A 16827-nucleotide genomic window follows, 5' to 3' on the forward strand; every position below is an offset into this window, starting at 1 on the left:
CATGATCCTGAGCTGCGGTGATGCGCTGATCGATTTCGTCCCGGCCAGATTGCCCGACGGGCGCGATGCCTTGCGGCCCGTGGTCGGCGGCTCGTGCCTGAACGTCGCCGTCGGTGTGGCCCGGCTCGGTGCGCCCACGGGCTTCGTCGGTGGCATCTCGACCGACCTGTTCGGCAGCATGATCGCGGCGCATGCCCAAGGCTCGAACGTCGACCTCGGCTACGCCACGCGCAGCCCGGACCAGACCACGCTCGCTTTCGTTCGCCATGTCGGCAGCGAGGCGCAATACGCCTTCTACGACGCCGAGACCGCCGCGCGGAAATGGACGTTCAGACCCGGCAGCATCCCTTTTGCTGACATCGACGCCATCCATGTCGGCTCGACCACGCTGATCCACGATCTCGGTGCCGCGGAGACCCGTGCGCTGATCGCCGCCACGCAGGGCACGGTGACGATCTCCTTCGACCCGAACTGCCGGCCGAATCTCGTGACCGACAAGGCCGCCTATCGCGCCGGCATGGATGGATTTGCCGGGAGCGCCGACCTGATCAAGATGTCGGATGTGGATTTCGACTATCTGCATGGCCACGACGATTACGCCGCACGGGCCGACGCGCTGCTTTCGCGCGGCACCAGCCTGGTCGTCGTCACCCGCGGCCCCAACGGGGCGCTCGGCTGGCATGCGCAGGCCGGCGCGGTCGAGGTCTCGGTCCCCCAGGTCGAGGTGGTCGATACGATCGGCGCCGGCGATACGTTCCAGGCGGGGCTCCTGTTCGCGTTGCGCAAGCTCGGCCGCATCGGCCGGGAGGCCCTGAAGGCGTTGAGCCAGACTGAAATGCGCAAGGCGCTCGCCTTTGCCGGGGCGTGTGCGGCCGTCACCTGCACCCGCGAGGGCGCCGACCCGCCGCGCTGGGACGACATGGCTGCAACCTGGGATCGCCTGGGCTGAAGCACCCCATTGCACTCGTCATTCGGAACTGGTTGGCTGTTCCCCCGTCATATGTGAGGTCCGGACAGCGGAGCGCGATCGCGAAGCGTCCTTGTCGGGGCCGCCGAAATCATGACGCGACAACGAGTTGCAGGGAGGAGAACTATGGCAGTCGCCGCCAGGACCGAGCCGCTGTCCCGTCACGCGCTGGCCTTCGTGCTGGCAGGCGGCCGCGGCAGCCGCCTGCTCGAACTCACCGACCGGCGTGCCAAGCCGGCGGTCTATTTCGGCGGCAAGTCGCGCATCATCGATTTCGCGCTGTCGAACGCCGTCAATTCCGGCATCCGGCGCATCGCCGTGGCGACACAGTACAAGGCGCACAGTCTGATCCGGCATCTGCAGATGGGCTGGAACTTCTTCCGTCCCGAGCGCAACGAGAGCTTCGACATCCTTCCGGCGAGCCAGCGCGTCTCCGAGACCATGTGGTACGTCGGCACGGCCGACGCCGTGTACCAGAACATCGACATCCTCGAGACCTACAACACGAAATACATCGTCGTGCTGGCCGGCGACCACATCTACAAGATGGACTACGAGCTGATGCTGCAGCAGCATGTCGACCAGCGCGCCGACGTCACCGTGGGCTGCCTGGAGATGCCGCGTGAGGAATCCTCAGGCTTCGGCATCATGCACATCAACGATGACGACACGATCCGCGACTTCATCGAGAAGCCGGCCGATCCGCCGCCGATGCCGGGCAAGCCCGACAAGTCGCTCGCCAGCATGGGCATCTATGTGTTCGACGCCAAGTTCCTGTTCGAGGAGCTGAAGCGCGATGCTGCCGACCCGAACTCGAACCATGATTTCGGACGTGACGTCATTCCCCACATTGTCAGGAACGGCCGCGCCGTTGCCCATCAGTTCTCGCGCTCCTGCGTTCGTGCCGATCACGATCCGCGCAGCTACTGGCGTGACGTCGGAACCGTCGACGCCTATTGGGCCGCCAATCTCGACCTGACGGACGTCGTGCCGGAGCTCGATCTCTACGACCGCTCCTGGCCGATCTGGACCTATTCGGAGATCACGCCGCCGGCCAAATTCGTTCACGACACGGATGGCCGCCGCGGCGAGGCGACCTGCTCGCTGGTCTCAGGCGGCTGCATCGTCTCCGGCGCACAGGTGCAGCGCTCGCTGCTGTTCACCGGCGCGCACCTGCATTCCTACGCCAGAGTGCAGAACGCGGTGCTGCTGCCCTACGTCAACGTCGCCCGCCACGCCCGCCTGACCAACGTCGTGGTCGACCGCGGCGTGCAGATTCCGGAAGGGCTGGTTGTCGGCGAGGATCCGGAGTTCGACGCCAAGCGGTTCAGGACCACGGAGAACGGCGTGACCTTGATTACCCAGCCGATGATCGATGGGCTCAATTCATGACGCCGCTGCGCGTTCTGTCGGTTGCCTCCGAGGTCTATCCCATCGTCAAGACAGGCGGTCTCGCCGACGTCGTCGGCGCGCTGCCCTGGGCGCTGCTGGCCGAGGACGTCGAGGTCCGCACGCTGATTCCCGGCTATCCCGCCGTGATGAAGGCGCTGGAGCAGGCCAGCGAGATCAGCTCATTGCCGAACTTCTTCGGCGGCAACGCCCGGCTGCTCGGCGGCAGCCATGGTGCGCTCGATCTGTTCGTGCTCGATGCGCCGCATCTCTACGACCGCGAGGGCAACCCCTATCTGGGGCCCGACGGCAAGGATTGGCCGGACAATGCGTTCCGCTTTGCCGCGCTGGCCCGCGCGGCGTCCTATATCGGGCTCGGCGCGGTGCCGGCCTTCGTCCCCGACATCGTCCACGGTCACGACTGGCAGGCCGGGCTGGTGCCGGCCTATCTGCTCTACAGCCACCGGCCGCATCCGGGCACGGTCATGACGGTGCACAATCTGGCGTTCCAGGGCCGCTTCCCCCGTCATTTCCTGCCGCCGCTCGGACTGCCGCCGGAATCGTTCTCGATCTACGGCCTCGAATATTACGGCGACATCAGCTTCCTCAAGGCGGGGTTGCAGTTCGCCGACAAGATCACGACGGTGTCGCCGACCTATGCGCGGGAGATCCAGAGCGACGAGCACGGCATGGGCCTCGGCGGCCTGCTGCGGCAGCGATCGTCCGACCTCGTTGGCATCCTCAACGGGATCGACACGGCGGTGTGGGATCCCGGCAGCGATCCGGCGATCGCCTCTCATTTCGGCATCGACCGGATCGAGGCGCGGGCGCCCAACAAGGCTGCGCTGCAGACGCGCATGGGCCTGCAGGTGGCGCCGGAGACGTTCCTGCTCGGCGTCGTCAGCCGGTTGACCTCGCAGAAGGGGCTCGACCTGCTGCTGTCCTGCCTGCCGACCTTGACCAGTAGCGGCATCCAGCTGGCCCTGCTCGGCGACGGCGAGGCCGAGCTGCGCGACGCGTTCCGCGCCGCGGCCGCGAACGATCCCGGAAAGATCGGCGTCGTCATCGGCTACGACGAGGGCTTGGCGCATCTCATCCAGGCCGGCTGCGACGCGCTGGTCGTGCCGTCGCGGTTCGAGCCGTGCGGGCTGACACAGCTCTGCGCGTTGCGTTATGGCGCGCTGCCGATCGTCACTGCGGTGGGCGGTCTCGCCGACACCGTCATTGACGAGACGGAGGCCGGCGTCGCCGCGACCGGGTTCAAGTGCGCGTCCGTGACAGCGGAGGCGCTCGACCAGACCCTGCGCCGCGCCGCTGCGGCCTTCTACGCCGCGCGCAGCAACGCCTCGAATTGGACCCGCATGCAGCTCAACGCGATGCTGACCGACGTCTCCTGGCGCCACCGCGCCGGTCGTTATGCCGAACTCTACCGGCAGATCGTCGCGCAGCGGCGTCCGGCAGGCTGAGCGCCGCGGCGTGCGGGTCAGGACGCCTATGTCTCGATGAGAACCTTCAACGCATGGGTCTTGGCCGCGGCGCCGAACGTCTCGTAGGCATCAAGGATCTGATCAAGCCTGAAGCGGTGGGTGATCAGCCGCTTCGGCTCGAGCTTGCGCGACTGCACCGTCTTCAGCAGCATCGGCGTCGTCACCGTATCGACCAGCCGTGTCGTGATCGCGATGTTGCGGTCCCACAGCTTCTCCAGATGCAGGTCGGCCTTGACCCCGTGCACGCCGACATTGGCGATCACGCCGCCGGGGGCGATGATGTCCTCGCAGGTCACGAAGGTGGCGGGCACCCCGACCGCCTCGATCGCGGTATCGACGCCGCGGCCATCGGTCAGCGCCATGACCTTCTCGACGGCCTTGCCGTCGGCGTTGTTGACGACGCTGGTGGCGCCGAAGCGGGTGGCGACCTCGAGCCTGTTGTCGTCGAGGTCGATCATGATGATCTCGGCCGGCGAATAGAATTGTGCCGTCAGCAGCGCCGCCAATCCGATCGGACCGGCGCCGACGATCGCGACCGTCGAGCCCGGCTCGACCTTGCCGTTGAGCACGCCGCATTCGAAACCGGTCGGGAGGATGTCGCTCAACATCACCAGCGCGTCCTCCTCGGTGCCCGCGGGCACGTGGTAGAGGCTGGTGTCGGCGTGAGGCGTCCGCACATACTCCGCCTGGGTGCCGTCGATCTTGTTGCCGAGGATCCAGCCGCCGTGGCGGCAGTGCGAATACATGCCGCCCCGGCAATAGTCGCACGTTCCACAGGCCGAAATGCAGGAAACGATGACGTGGTCGCCCGGCTTGAACGCGCGCACGGCGCTGCCGACCGCATCGACCACACCGACACCCTCGTGACCGAGAATGCGGCCCGGCGTACATGTCGGCACGTCACCCTTGAGAATATGAAGGTCGGTCCCGCAGATCGTCGTCTTCAGGATTTTGACCACCGCGTCGCCCGGCTCGATGACGGTCGGCTTCGGGCGCTCGTCCAGGGATTTCTTGCCGGGACCATGATAGACCAGGGCTTTCATGACTTACCTCCGCAGGTTTCTGCCCGGAGGATGGATGGCGCAAGAGAGGTCGCGCGCCGTTGAGGCGTATCAATCCTGACCAGAGTCCCTATCACTATCGTGTGTCCCGGGTGGCCAGGGCGAAATGCGGACGGCGGACGCGCGTCGCGCATCCAATGCAGTCCAGCCCGGCTCAGATCACATACGCATCGCTCTGGACGCATCGGCGCGGCTCGCGGATAGTCTCCCGGCTTCCTACCATTCCGCGTGAGATTTCATGACCGACAGCCAGCCTTCGTCCGTGTCCTTCGACCTGATCATCCGCGGCGGCACCGTCATCGACGGCACGCGTGCGCCACGCTTCGAGGCTGATGTCGGCATCAAGGATGGCCGCATCGTCGCCATCGGCGGGTTTGACGGCCGGAAGGCCACGCGCGTGATCGACGCCACCGGCCTCATCGTTGCGCCGGGCTTCATCGACTCCCACACCCATGACGACAGCGCCGTGCTGGTCGATCCCGACATGACCTGCAAGGTCTCGCAGGGCGTGACCTCCGTCGTGACCGGCAATTGCGGCGTCAGCATCGCGCCGCTGAAGCCAGGCTCGCCGCGGCCGATGCCGCTCGGCTTGCTATCGCCAAGCGAGGGACAGGTGGTCGAGTATGCCGCGTTCGCCGACTACGTCGCCGCGTTGCGCGCGGCGCCGGCTGCGGTCAACGTCGCGCCGATGGTCGGCCACACCGCGCTGCGCGCCTCGGTCGTGAGCGATCTCGGCCGGGCCGCGACGGACGTGGAGATCGCCGAGATGCGCGCGCATGTGCAGGAGGCGCTCGATGCCGGCGCCATCGGGGTTTCGACAGGGACGTTCTATCCGCCGGCGGAGGCGGCGCCGACCGAGGAGATCATCGAGGTCTGCCGTCCGCTCACCGGCAGCGGCGGCGTGTATGCGACGCATATGCGCAACGAGGCGAACGAGGTCATCCAATCGCTGGAGGAAAGCTTCGCCATCGGCAAGGCACTCGACGTCCAGGTCGTGATCTCGCATCACAAGGTGGTGGGCCCTGCCAATTTCGGCCGCACCAGGGAGACGCTGCCGCTGATCACCAAGGCGATGAGCTGCCAGTGCGTCGCGCTCGACTGCTATCCCTACAACGCCTCCTCGACCATGCTGCACACCGACCCGGCCAAGCTGCAGGTCAAGGTCGTCGTCGCGGCCTCCGGACCCCATCCGGAAGTGGCGGGGCGCGATCTCGCCGACATCGCCGCCGATTGGGGCGTCGACCGGCTCGAAGCCGCGAAGCGGCTGCAGCCGGCGTCGGCGATCTACTTCGCGATGGACGAGGCCGACGTGCAGACCATCCTCGCCTTCGAGCCGACCATGATCGGCTCCGACGGCCTGCCGTTCGGCGAGCGTCCGCATCCGCGGCTCTGGGGCACATTCCCGCGTGTGCTCGGCTACTACTGCCGCGAGCTCGAGCTGTTCCCGCTGGAAACCGCGGTGTGGAAGATGAGCGGGCTGACGGCGCAGAATTTCGGCATCAAGGGACGGGGCACGCTCGCGGTCGGCAACTATGCCGACATCACGCTGTTCGATGCGGCCAGCGTGCGCGACGGCGCGACCTATGATGCCCCCTGCGTGCCGGCCGCCGGCATCGAGGCCGTCATCGTCAATGGCGCGCTGACCTGGTGGCAGGGCGCGCATCAGAAGGCGCATGCGGGGCAGGTGATCACCCGCGGTACGCTGCAGTGAGCTACGCGGCCATCGCGCGCGCGAATTCCGGGTAGCATTCCGCGAGCTCGTCGCGGATCCGGCCGCGGATCAGCTCGACCGTGGCGCGATCAGGGCCGGCCGTCGGCGGTACCATTTCCGGGGAAGCGTAGTCGAACCCGGTTCGGTCGCGGACGTCCTCGGCCGTGTAGCCGGGATGCACCGAGCGCAGCCGGAAGCCACCGCGCTCGCGCTCGAAATCGAACAGCGCCAGATTGGTCAGCAGCGCGTGCGGGCCGCCGCGCCGCTTCACCTCCGGCGTGGTGGCGGCGGCGCTGATGAAATCCACCTTCGGCACCAGCACGCGCGGCGAATGCTCCTCGCGAAACAGGATCACCCGCGGGATGAGATGATAGAGATAGGCCGAGCCGAACGAGCCCGGCCAGCGCACGTCCATCCGCGGATAGTCGCCGGTGCCGACCAGGTTGATATTCCCGGCACCGTCGATCTGGCCGCCGCCGAGAAAGAACGCGTCGACGCGGCCCTGCGCGGCGCAGTCGAACAGCTCGACGCCGCCATTGGTGAAGAAATTGTGCCGGCTGGAGCCGAGGATCGAGATGCGGACCGGCGGCTTGCCCCTTTGCGCGTTGCGTGCGCGCAGCAGCATCGCGCCGGCCGCCGGGACCGGCGACGAGGCGCCGACGGCGACGTGGCGGACGCCGTCGAGCAGGTCGGCGATGACGGTGATCAGCAGTTCCTTGCGCGCGCGCTCGTCGTGCATGGTCATGCCACCTCCTTGCTGCGGCTCAGGAAGGCGGAAAGATAGGCGCGGAAGCCGTCCTCCGTGCGCGCCATCGCGGCGTAGCGCGCGAGCTCGGCGCCGTCGGTCTCGTATTCGTCCCACAGCGGCAGTGGCCAGGCGCCGTTTTCGGCGACCGCGATGGCATCGACATAGAGCGCCGGCAGCACGCCGGCGGCCGAGTCTTCGGTCGCCATCAGATCGCGATCGACGATGCGCTCGACGGTGACCAGCGTGCGCTTCGCCGCATAGGCCATGGTCGCCAGCTCACGGTAGCGGCCGATGCGGACGTTGCCGAAGCGGTCCGCCTCGGGCGCGTGGAACAGTGCCACGTCGGGCGTGATCGCCGGCACCACGACGACCTTGCCGGGCTCGCCGACGGGACTGTCGATCACTTTCCAATCGGGGCGGACCCGCAATAGGTCGCTGCCGATGATGCCGGCGATCGGCATGAACGGCACGCCCTTCTGCCCGGCCAGCAGGCCGGCATGGATCGCAGGGCAGGTGGCATCGCGCAAGGTGATGCTGCCGTCGCGCACGGCCGCGACAAAGCGCGGTGCGCCGCCGGCCTCGCCGAGCGAGACGGCGCTGGTTTCCACCACCGTCGCCACGCCGGCGCCGATCAGCAGATCGGCCTGCAGGCCTGATATCGGTACGCAGACGAGATGCAGCCCGGTGAGGCCGGCCTCGATCATGGCCGCTGTTGCCGCCATCGAGACGCCGGCACGGTCGACCGGGATCGCGATCGATTGCCCCGGTGCGATTGATGCGACGAGCGCCTCCAGGCCGACCATCTCCGTCATCGGCTTATCCTCCCGTTGTTGCTTGGCCGCCGAGTGTAGCGATGGGCCGCGGGTCTGTCAGTGCGCGTATGCGATCGTCGAGCCGCGGATGATGAGCTCCGGCGCCAGTACGATGTGGTCGGTCACGGCCTCGCGCCCGGCAAGGCGGTCGAGCAGCAGCCGCGCCGCGGCTTCGCCCATGTCGCGCTGGGCGATCCGCACCGTGGTCAGCGGCGGCGCGACCATGTCGACGAACGGCATGTCGTTGTGGCCGACCACGGAGACATCGCCGGGGCAGGCGAGGCCGCGCGCGGCGAGCGCGTCATAGACGCCGAGCGCCAGCAGGTCATTGGCGGCGACGATGGCGGTTGGGCGCGTCCGCCGCGCGAGCAGGCGCAGCGCAGCCTCGCGACCCGCCGCCCGCGTATAGGCTTCGACGGCTTCGACCGGCGCATGGCGGGCGGACAGTCCCGCAGCCGCGATGCTGGCCTCGAAGCCGGCGCGGCGGCGCGCGCCGGTCGAGATGTGCTGCGGGCCCGCGACGTGACCGATGCGGCGGTGGCCGAGCGCGACGAGATGCTGGACGGCGAGACGCATGCCGGCGGCATCGTCGCTGGCGGCCGACGGCAGCAGTCCGGCGGCATCGACGCGATTGACCAGCACAACAGGGAGCGCCGCGTCCAGGCAGTGCTTCACGACATCGTCGCGCAGGCTCACCGTCGCCAGCACCAGACCGTCGACGCCGCGGGCAATCAGCCGGTCGACCAGATCCTGCTCCGAGCCCTTGCTGCCGACGTCGACGACGATCGTCGCATAACCCTCGGCGTTGAGATGGTCGGCGATGCCGGACAGCACGGGCGGGAAGCCGGGATCGGCGATATCGGGCGCGAGCACACCGATCAGGCCGCTGCGCCCGGTGCGCAGGCCCTTGGCGGCCATGTTCAGCCGATAGCCGAGCGCGTTGGCGGCGGCCTGGATCCGCTCCACGACATCGCCCGCCACCAGATGCTTCATGGCCGGGCTGAGCGCGCGCGACACCGTGGAGGGATGCACGTCGCAGCGCGCCGCGACATCCTTGATCGTCGGACGTGAGGACGCCGCTGCGCGCGGGCTCCTTGTCGATGGCGACGTCCTTTTCATCTCCGCTCCCTGATGCCGCAGCGCAACGACGTTTTGATCGCGCGGTACCTTGACACATTTTGCGTGCATGCAATAAACCCGGCTCTGCAATCGATTGCAATAGCACAATGGGAAACGCCCACATGACAGCCAGCGCGTTGAAGCCGCATCTGGTCAGCCCGGAGCATCTCGATCCGCATTGGCGCTGGGGGCGGGCGATTCCATCGCATGGCCATGTCTCGGTGGATTTCGAGCGCCGCGTCGATTTCGACAGGTTGCGGCGCTACCGGCTGGCGCGGGCGCGCGCAGCGCTGAAGGCGTCGGGCTATGGTGCGCTGCTGCTGTTCGACGTCAACAACATTCGCTACGTGTCCGGCACCAAGATCGGCGAATGGGAGCGCGACAAGCTGTGCCGTTTCGCGCTGCTGGCCGGCGACGGCGAGCCGATCGTGTGGGATTTCGGTTCGGCAGCCGTCCACCATCGTCTGTTCTGCGACTGGCTGGCGCCTGAGAACTGCCGGGCCGGCATGCTCGGCATGCGCGGCACCGTGCCGCCGGCGGTCGGACTGATGAAGGCGCATGCCGAAGAGGTGATGAGCCTATTGCGGTCGGCCGGCGTTGCCGACATGCCGGTCGGCGTCGACCTCGCCGAGACCGCGATGTTCTTCGAGTTGCAGAAGGCCGGCATGAAGGTGGTCGACGGCCAGCAGGTCATGCTGGACGCGCGCGAGATCAAGAACATCGACGAGATCATGCTGTTGAATCAGGCCGCGGCCATGGTCGACGGTGTCTATCATTCGATCTACGAGCACCTGAAGCCGGGCGTGCGCGAGAACGACATCGTCGCGCTCGCCAACAAGATGCTCTACGAGATGGGCTCCGACGACGTCGAGGCGATCAATGCCATCTCCGGCGAGCGCTGCAATCCGCATCCGCATAATTTCACCGACCGCATCCTGCGTCCGGGCGACCAGGCGTTCTTCGACATCCTGCAGTCCTATCAGGGCTACCGGACCTGCTACTACCGCACCTTCAATGTCGGCCGCGCCACGCCGGCGCAGCACGATGCCTACAAGCAGTGCCGCGAATGGCTCGACGATGCGATCGCGCTGATCAAGCCGGGCGTCTCGACCGACACTGTCGCCAAGGTCTGGCCTAAGGCCGAGGAGTTCGGCTTTCCCTCGGAGATGGCGGCCTTCGGCCTGCAGTTCGGCCATGGACTTGGACTTGCGCTGCATGAGCGTCCGATCATCTCCCGGCTGGTCTCGCTGGACAATCCGATGGAGATCAAGACCGGCATGGTGTTCGCGCTCGAGACCTACTGTCCGGCGACCGACGGCTTCTCGGCCGCGCGGATCGAGGAGGAGGTGGTGGTCACCGACAAGGGCTGTCAGGTGATCACGCTGTTCCCGGCCGAGGAATTGCCGATCGCCAACCGCTACTGAGCGGATGGCAATGCGCTCAATAGAGCGATCTTTGTGGTTTCGTCATTGCGAGCGAAGCGACGTGTCCGCCGTAGCTCGAAGAACGAAGGCGGAAGCAATCCAGGGCGGCAGTGGTGACTCTGGATTGCTTCGTCGCGGAGCCTGTCATCGGGCCGCCCTTCGGGCGGACCCGTTGGCTCCTCGCAATAACGGAGACTGTGATCAGTAGGACGAGGAGACGATGATGACCGCGATGCATTCGCTCGGCTGGATCGGCATGGGGCGCATGGGCTATCCGATGGCTGAGCGCCTGCTCAAGGCCGGCCACAAGGTGTCGATCTACAATCGCACCCGCGCCAAGGCCGAGCCGCTGGCGGCGAAAGGGGGCGTCATCGTCGATCATCCCCGCGATCTCGCCGCGTGCGACATCGTGTTCACGATGGTGTCGACGGGCAAGGATCTCGAGCAGGTCTATTTCGGCGACCACGGCCTGGTGGCCGCCAGTTCCGGATCGCGTCCCCAGATCCTGGTGGACTGCTCCTCGATCGGCATCGAGCAATCGGAGGCGATCGCCGCCAAGCTGAATCAGCTCGGTTGTGGGTTCGTGCGGGCGCCGGTGTCCGGCAACGGCAAATGCGTCAAGGCCGGCAAGCTGTCGTCGGTCGTCTCCGGCCCCAAGGCCGCGTTCGAGGTCATCGAGCCCTATCTGGCGAAGATCGCCGTCTCCGGCGTGTCCTATGTCGGCGAGGGCGAGCTCGCACGCATCTGCAAGATCGCGCACAACGTGTTCCTCGGCGTCGTGATCCAGAACCTCGCCGAGATCACCATCCTGGCGCAGAAGGCCGGCGTGCCGCGCCATGCCTTTCTCAACTTCATGAATGCCAGCGTCATGGGCTCGACCTTCACGAAGTACAAGAGCAACGCGCTGGTCAATCTCGACTGGACCACGACCTTCACGCCGCCGCTGCTGCGCAAGGATCTCGATCTCGGCCTGTCGGCGGCGCGCCAACTCGACGTCGCCATGCCGGTGACGGCGGCGACCCGCGAGGCGCTGCAGGCCCATGTCGGCGCCGCCTCGCTGCAATCGGACCCGGCCGCTTATCTGGAGAAGGATTTTGCGGCGCTGCTGGAGACGGTGGCGCTCGCCGCCGGTCTCAAGCTGCAGCCGGAAAACGTGCCGATGCCGACCGGGCTGGAAACCGAGGGCTAAGCAGGCGCAGGGGTCGTGAGGGCCCGCCAGCGCGTGTCGCGCGCCGACGGCCGGCGGTGCAGGCGGGTGTCGAGCACCTCGCGGGCCTGGGTCAGCGCGCCGCTGCGGATCAGGGACAGGATGTAGGTGTCCTCGATCACCTCGCGCTGGGCGTGGCTGCCGCCGATGCGGGCGAGGTCGCCGATGACAGGGGTGAGCTCACGCGCGCAGGCGCGCCAATTCTCTTCGGCGAAGGCGCGCAGCGCCCGCAGCATGTGCGGCACGATGCGGCCCGCCGGCAGCGTGCCTTCGGTCTGCCGCCGCTCGATCGCGGCGAGACGGCCCTTGAGCGCCGCGGTATCATCGGTGGCCGCAGCGATCATCACCAGGTGCATCTCGATGAAGGCGAGCGTCGAGCCCGTGAAACGGGGGCTGGCATAGGCCGCCACCTCGGCCCAAGCGCCACCCGGCACGGTGTAGTTCTCCGCCAGCAGTCGCCACAGCAGCGAGGCGCAGTCCGACAGCGTGTTGAGCGGCGGCGCGGTGTCCATCGTCGGTACCAGCACGTCGGTGTAGACTTTGAGTGCCCCGGCGGCATCGCCGCGGTCCAGGGCGCCGAGCGCCTGGTGCCAGCAGATATGACCGTGCAGCATCCCGGTGCGATCGTAGTCGCCGATCCACCCCTCGACGAGCGCATCGGCCTCGTCCAGCGCACCAGCCTCGAACATCGCATGAAGCAGCGCATGCACGGCATAAGCGTTGTGCCGGCGCAACGCGAAGCTGCGCTCGGTGACGGCGCGTCCCTGCGCGATATCACCGGCCTCGGTGAGCGCCCAGCCGTGGTTCGATAGGAACCACCAGTCCTCGCCATAGGCGGCGGCAAACCGGTCGCACAGCTCGCGTCGGGCGGCGTCGTGATCTCTGCGACCGGAAAAGGCCAGCAGGCCGAAGGCGCCGAGCGGCAGCGCCATGATCATGGCGTCACGCGGCCAGCTTTCCAGATGGGCCAAGGTCGCGTCGAGCGCGTCGGTGCCGCGGCCCTCGATGGCGAGCACCAGGGTCGCGACATGGCTCTGCTCGCGCGGCGTGCCGCGCCTGGCGACGAGGTCGCGGGCGCGCTTGATGGTCTGCAGCGCCGCCTCGCGCTGCATATAGATGGCATGAATGCGCGCGCGGGCGGCGTGCGCCAGCGCGAAATCCGGATCGAGCATGATCGCCCGCTCGAACGCATCTGCCGCGCTGGGCCAGAAGGCGAGCAGCAGGTCGACGCCCTCGCGATAGGCCGCGGCCGCATCAGTGGAGGCGGTCGACAGGGGCAGGCCGTAGCGATCCTCCTCCATCTCAGCCCACCCGCGGCCTGCGGCCCTCGATCGGATAGGCCGGATCGTTGTAGCCGGGCGTCGAAGCGTGACCGGTCACGACCAGCCGGTCGATCAGCGCCTCGTCGTCGGCGGCGAAGGGATAGTCGAGCGCGCGGATGTAGTCGTCCCATTGCGCCTCGGTGCGCGGACCCGCGATCACCGAGCTGATGAAGGCGGAGTTGAGCACCCAGGACACGGCGAACTGCCCCGGCGTGAAGCCCTTCGTCTCGGCGTGGCGCTTGATCTCCTGCGCCAGCTTCAGCGATTCGGGCCGCCACTCGGTCTGCATCATCCTGGTGTCGTTGCGGCCGGCGCGGGTCTCCTTGTCCGGCGGCGCATCGGGGCTGTACTTGCCGGTGAGCACGCCGCGCGCCAGCGGGCTGTAAGGCACGACGCCGAGGCCGTAATAGCCGCAGGCCGGCAAGTGCTCGACCTCGGGCATCCGGTTCATCGCGTTGTAGTAGGGCTGGCTGACGACAGGACGGTCAATGCCCATGCCGTCGCAGAGATTGCAGATCTCGGCGAGCCGCCAGGCGCGGTAGTTGGAGACGCCGAAATACCGGATCTTGCCGGCGCGCATGAGGTCGCCAACGGCGCGCACGGTCTCCTCCAGCGGCGTCGCGTGGTCCTCCTTGTGCAAATAGTAGATGTCGATATGCCCGGTGCCGAGCCGCCGCAGGCTTTCGTCCGCGGCCTGCATTACCCAGCGCCGCGACAGGCCGGCGCGGTTCGGATCGTCGCCCATCGGGTTGGCGAGCTTGGTGGCGACGATCCAGCGGTCGCGCTCGCGCGCGATGGTGCGGCCGACCACCTCCTCCGACGCGCCCTTGTTGTAGGCATCCGCAGTGTCGATGAAGTTGACGCCGGCGTCACGCGCCTTGGCGATGATGCGGGCCGATGTCGGCTCGTCGGTGGGACCTCCGAACATCATCGTGCCCAGGCAGATCGGCGACACTTTCAGGCCGGAACGGCCGAGCTGGCGATATTGCATTCTTGCCTCATTTCCAAACCATCACCGCCCGCGGACGGAGTGGATACGATAGCTCTCTCTGCGCGTCATTGCGAGCCACCGGGTCCGCGCGGATGCGCGGCCCGATGACAGGCTCCGCGAAGCAATCCAGAGCCGGGGCGGGACTCTGGATTGCTTCCGCCTTCGCCCGATCGGCTTCGGCGGACGCGTCGTCGCTGCGCTCCTCGCAATGACGGCGGAGAGAGTAGGGCTCTCACTCGCTTTTCAGGATCTTGAACACGCCCGACGCCATCGCGATCACGCGATGCCCGGCCGTCACCTCGGTGGTGATGAACACCAGGCTGCGGGTGATCCGCACCACATGCGGCCGCGACACCAGGGTCTCGCCGATCTTGCCGGACTCGACGAAATGCGTGTCGAACTGGATCGTCGCCATGTGCTCCTTGCCCGCGGCATGGCGGGCCATCATGCCGCAACTGCGGTCCGCCAGCGTCATGATCACGCCGCCCTGGACCAGGCCGCGGCGGTTGTGATGCTTGTCCTCGGTGACGATGGCGTATTCATGGGCGCCGTCGACGACGCGCTGCCACAGCGGGCCGATCAGGTGCAGGAAGCCCGAGGTGTCGACGATCTCCCAGCCGTCGGACGTCATCCTGGCCGCGGCTGATTTCGTCATCGCTGAAGACCTTTCCTGTTGTGGCCCCGAAGCCGGCCTGCAGGTCGTTTCATCTGTCGCCGGCCTGGTGTAGTCAAGCTGCATGCCGATGCCGTTCGACGATGCCACCAGGCGGAAAATCGAGAGCTGCTGCGCGGGTTTCGTGCGGCTGGAGGCGGCTGCGGCGACCTCGCTGAAGCGCGCGGCGGTGGTGATCGCGCTGGCGCCCCACCACGAGACCGGCAACACGGCGCTGCTGCTCACGCTGCGTGCTGCGGGGCTGCGCAGCCATGGCGGGCAATGGGCTCTGCCGGGTGGCCGCTGCGATGCCGGCGAAACGCCGGTCGAGGCGGCGTTGCGTGAGCTCGCAGAAGAGCTCGGGCTGATGCTGGCGCCGGACGCGGTGCTGGGCCTCCTCGACGACTATCCGACACGGTCCGGCTATCTGATTACCCCTGTCATCGTATGGGCGGCCAATGGCCGCACGCTGCGGCCCAATCCAGACGAGGTCGCCTCGGTGCACCGGATCGGCCTCGACGCGATCACGGCGGATGACGCGTTCGATTTCACCGCGATCCCCGAGAGCACGCGGCGCGTCATCCGGTTTCACGCCCGCGAGGGCCTCATTCACGCACCCACCGCGGCGCTGATCTATCAGTTCCGGGAGGTGCTGTCCGGCCGCGACACCCGGGTGCATGAGCTGGAACAGCCGGTGTTTGCCTGGAAGTAGCCGCCGTTTCGGCTACAAGGGCGGCATGCTTCATCAGCCGATTCGCACGCTTGTCCTGATTGTCGCCTGCGCCGGGTCCGGCGCGCCGCCTCTGCTGGCCGCGGAACCCGGCGCACCGGTCGCCCCGCGCGAAGCTTTGGCGCAGATGGCATCGCCCGCCGCGATTGCGGAGTATCGGCGCAAACTCGCCGAATATCAGCAGGCGCGCGCGGAGTTCGACCAGGAGGCGGGCGCCTATTGGAAGGCGATCGCCGACAAGCGCCGGGCGCGCAATGCCAAGCGCCGCGATCGTCAGCCGATCGGGCTCGACGACTATGTGCTGGAGCAGCCGCCGGTCTACACCGGGCCGAAGCGGCCGGTGAATCCCGAGCCGGAACCCGAGGGCGAGCCGCGCGAGCGCAAATACATCCCTGTGGTCGCCGACCTCGTGAAGGCGGCACAGGAGCATTTCCAATGGTCGCCGCAGCGCCCCGCCAGCGACATCGATTTCAAGCGCGCCTATGCGCGCTTCGCCGCGGCGTCGGGACTGACTCGCGAGCAGGCGGTGCGCGTCTATGCCTTCGAGACCGGCGGCAACGGCAAGCACGACTCGCAATCGGGCTTCAAGGGCAACCGCGCGATCTCGACGGCGATCGGCTACAATCAGCTCTTGACCACCAACAGCGTCGAGCTGCTCGCCGAGCAGGGTCCGCTGTTCATCCGCCTGCTCGGTGAACGCGTGGCGCGGACGTCCGGGCCGGCACGCGGCGCGATGGAGCACAAGCTCGCGGTCCTGAAGAAGATGGTCGCAATCGCGCGCTCCGTACCGGACGACTGGTCGGCGCATGAGAAGATCGGCAACACGCCGCAGGGCTGGGCCATGCACGCGATGGTGCTCGACATCGACGTCGGGCCGATGCTGCAGACGCACAAGCTCCTGACGTCGGTGCTGTTCGCACGCGCCAAGGGCTACACGAGGCCGCTTTCGGCCGCCGAGCTCGAAATGATGAATCTCACCGGCGACGGCACGGGCTTCGACATGGTGACGATGCCGCTCGAGATGCGCGATCAGGTTCCGACCGCCAACTTCTTCCAGCGCGGCGGCTATGAGCGCAATCCGGTCGCCGTTCGCCACAACACCGTGGCGAAGCTGCTTGCGGTGACGGATTCCAGGATGGACTCGCTCAGCAGCCTGCCCGGCGCCAAGGAGCTGGCGGCCGCGTTCTGAGGCTGCGCGCGCTCGCCT

At 67.4% G+C, this 16827-nt stretch carries 15 protein-coding genes; 8 read left to right on the forward strand and 7 right to left on the reverse strand.

The window, feature by feature from the left end; genetic code table 11:
• Position 1: 1 nt before the first annotated feature.
• From ACQR1H_RS21595 to glgA, 3 genes are all read left to right on the forward strand, one after another.
• On the forward strand, positions 2 to 949 hold the full coding sequence (locus tag ACQR1H_RS21595) for a carbohydrate kinase family protein (RefSeq protein WP_434908163.1): 948 nt from the start codon (positions 2 to 4) through the stop codon (positions 947 to 949).
• A 144-nt stretch (positions 950 to 1093) separates the two neighbouring features.
• Positions 1094 to 2359, forward strand: coding sequence for a glucose-1-phosphate adenylyltransferase (gene glgC, locus ACQR1H_RS21600; RefSeq protein ID WP_315804646.1), 1266 nt, complete (start codon positions 1094 to 1096; stop codon positions 2357 to 2359).
• The gene (gene glgA, locus ACQR1H_RS21605; RefSeq protein ID WP_315804645.1) at positions 2356 to 3822 is read left to right on the forward strand and encodes a glycogen synthase GlgA; all 1467 of its coding nucleotides are present in this window, start codon (positions 2356 to 2358) and stop codon (positions 3820 to 3822) included. Before glgC ends, glgA begins: the two co-directional genes overlap by 4 nt.
• A 26-nt stretch (positions 3823 to 3848) precedes the next feature.
• On the opposite strand, the gene ACQR1H_RS21610 is transcribed toward glgA, so the two are convergent.
• Positions 3849 to 4886: a zinc-dependent alcohol dehydrogenase family protein gene (locus ACQR1H_RS21610; RefSeq protein WP_434908164.1), complete on the reverse strand. Its 1038-nt coding sequence runs from the start codon at positions 4884 to 4886 to the stop codon at positions 3849 to 3851.
• Between the two features lie 256 nt (positions 4887 to 5142).
• Here ACQR1H_RS21610 and ACQR1H_RS21615 point away from each other — a divergent pair, with 256 nt between their 5' ends.
• The gene (locus ACQR1H_RS21615; RefSeq protein WP_434908165.1) at positions 5143 to 6615 is read left to right on the forward strand and encodes an N-acyl-D-amino-acid deacylase family protein; all 1473 of its coding nucleotides are present in this window, start codon (positions 5143 to 5145) and stop codon (positions 6613 to 6615) included.
• Position 6616: 1 nt separating this feature from the next.
• On the opposite strand, the gene ACQR1H_RS21620 is transcribed toward ACQR1H_RS21615, so the two are convergent.
• From ACQR1H_RS21620 to ACQR1H_RS21630, 3 genes are read right to left on the reverse strand one after another with little or no spacing between them, the layout of a single operon-like run.
• Positions 6617 to 7360: a CoA-transferase gene (locus ACQR1H_RS21620; protein ID WP_434908166.1), complete on the reverse strand. Its 744-nt coding sequence runs from the start codon at positions 7358 to 7360 to the stop codon at positions 6617 to 6619.
• Positions 7357 to 8175 carry a CoA transferase subunit A gene (locus ACQR1H_RS21625; RefSeq protein ID WP_434908167.1) on the reverse strand — a complete coding sequence of 273 codons (819 nt, stop codon included), beginning with the start codon at positions 8173 to 8175 and terminating at the stop codon, positions 7357 to 7359. Before ACQR1H_RS21625 ends, ACQR1H_RS21620 begins: the two co-directional genes overlap by 4 nt.
• A gap of 57 nt (positions 8176 to 8232) precedes the next feature.
• Positions 8233 to 9294, reverse strand: a complete 1062-nt coding sequence (locus ACQR1H_RS21630; RefSeq protein WP_316181076.1) for a LacI family DNA-binding transcriptional regulator — start codon at positions 9292 to 9294, stop codon at positions 8233 to 8235.
• Positions 9295 to 9416: 122 nt separating this feature from the next.
• Between ACQR1H_RS21630 and ACQR1H_RS21635 the strand changes: the two genes are divergently transcribed.
• Both ACQR1H_RS21635 and ACQR1H_RS21640 read left to right on the forward strand, forming a co-directional pair.
• Positions 9417 to 10718, forward strand: coding sequence for a M24 family metallopeptidase (locus ACQR1H_RS21635; protein ID WP_434908168.1), 1302 nt, complete (start codon positions 9417 to 9419; stop codon positions 10716 to 10718).
• A 223-nt stretch (positions 10719 to 10941) separates the two neighbouring features.
• Positions 10942 to 11907, forward strand: a complete 966-nt coding sequence (locus tag ACQR1H_RS21640) for an NAD(P)-dependent oxidoreductase (protein ID WP_434908169.1) — start codon at positions 10942 to 10944, stop codon at positions 11905 to 11907.
• On the opposite strand, the gene ACQR1H_RS21645 is transcribed toward ACQR1H_RS21640, so the two are convergent.
• The 3 genes from ACQR1H_RS21645 to ACQR1H_RS21655 all read right to left on the reverse strand — a co-directional run bounded on the left by ACQR1H_RS21645 (position 11904) and on the right by ACQR1H_RS21655 (position 14893).
• Positions 11904 to 13226 carry a tetratricopeptide repeat protein gene (locus ACQR1H_RS21645; protein ID WP_316237191.1) on the reverse strand — a complete coding sequence of 441 codons (1323 nt, stop codon included), beginning with the start codon at positions 13224 to 13226 and terminating at the stop codon, positions 11904 to 11906. The genes ACQR1H_RS21640 and ACQR1H_RS21645 overlap by 4 nt on opposite strands.
• A 1-nt stretch (position 13227) precedes the next feature.
• Complete coding sequence (locus ACQR1H_RS21650) at positions 13228 to 14238, reverse strand: aldo/keto reductase (protein ID WP_316181083.1); 1011 nt, start codon at positions 14236 to 14238, stop codon at positions 13228 to 13230.
• Between the two features lie 232 nt (positions 14239 to 14470).
• Positions 14471 to 14893 carry a PaaI family thioesterase gene (locus ACQR1H_RS21655; protein WP_315804635.1) on the reverse strand — a complete coding sequence of 141 codons (423 nt, stop codon included), beginning with the start codon at positions 14891 to 14893 and terminating at the stop codon, positions 14471 to 14473.
• 82 nt (positions 14894 to 14975) lie between these two features.
• Here ACQR1H_RS21655 and ACQR1H_RS21660 point away from each other — a divergent pair, with 82 nt between their 5' ends.
• Both ACQR1H_RS21660 and ACQR1H_RS21665 read left to right on the forward strand, forming a co-directional pair.
• A complete protein-coding gene (locus tag ACQR1H_RS21660) occupies positions 14976 to 15602 on the forward strand; it encodes an NUDIX hydrolase (RefSeq protein WP_434887517.1) in 627 nt (208 codons plus the stop codon).
• 25 nt (positions 15603 to 15627) lie between these two features.
• Positions 15628 to 16809 carry a hypothetical protein gene (locus ACQR1H_RS21665; protein ID WP_316218053.1) on the forward strand — a complete coding sequence of 394 codons (1182 nt, stop codon included), beginning with the start codon at positions 15628 to 15630 and terminating at the stop codon, positions 16807 to 16809.
• Positions 16810 to 16827 lie beyond the last annotated feature (18 nt).

Source organism: Bradyrhizobium sp. HKCCYLRH2015 (assembly GCF_051168215.1).
Taxonomy (GTDB): Bacteria; Pseudomonadota; Alphaproteobacteria; order Rhizobiales; family Xanthobacteraceae; genus Bradyrhizobium.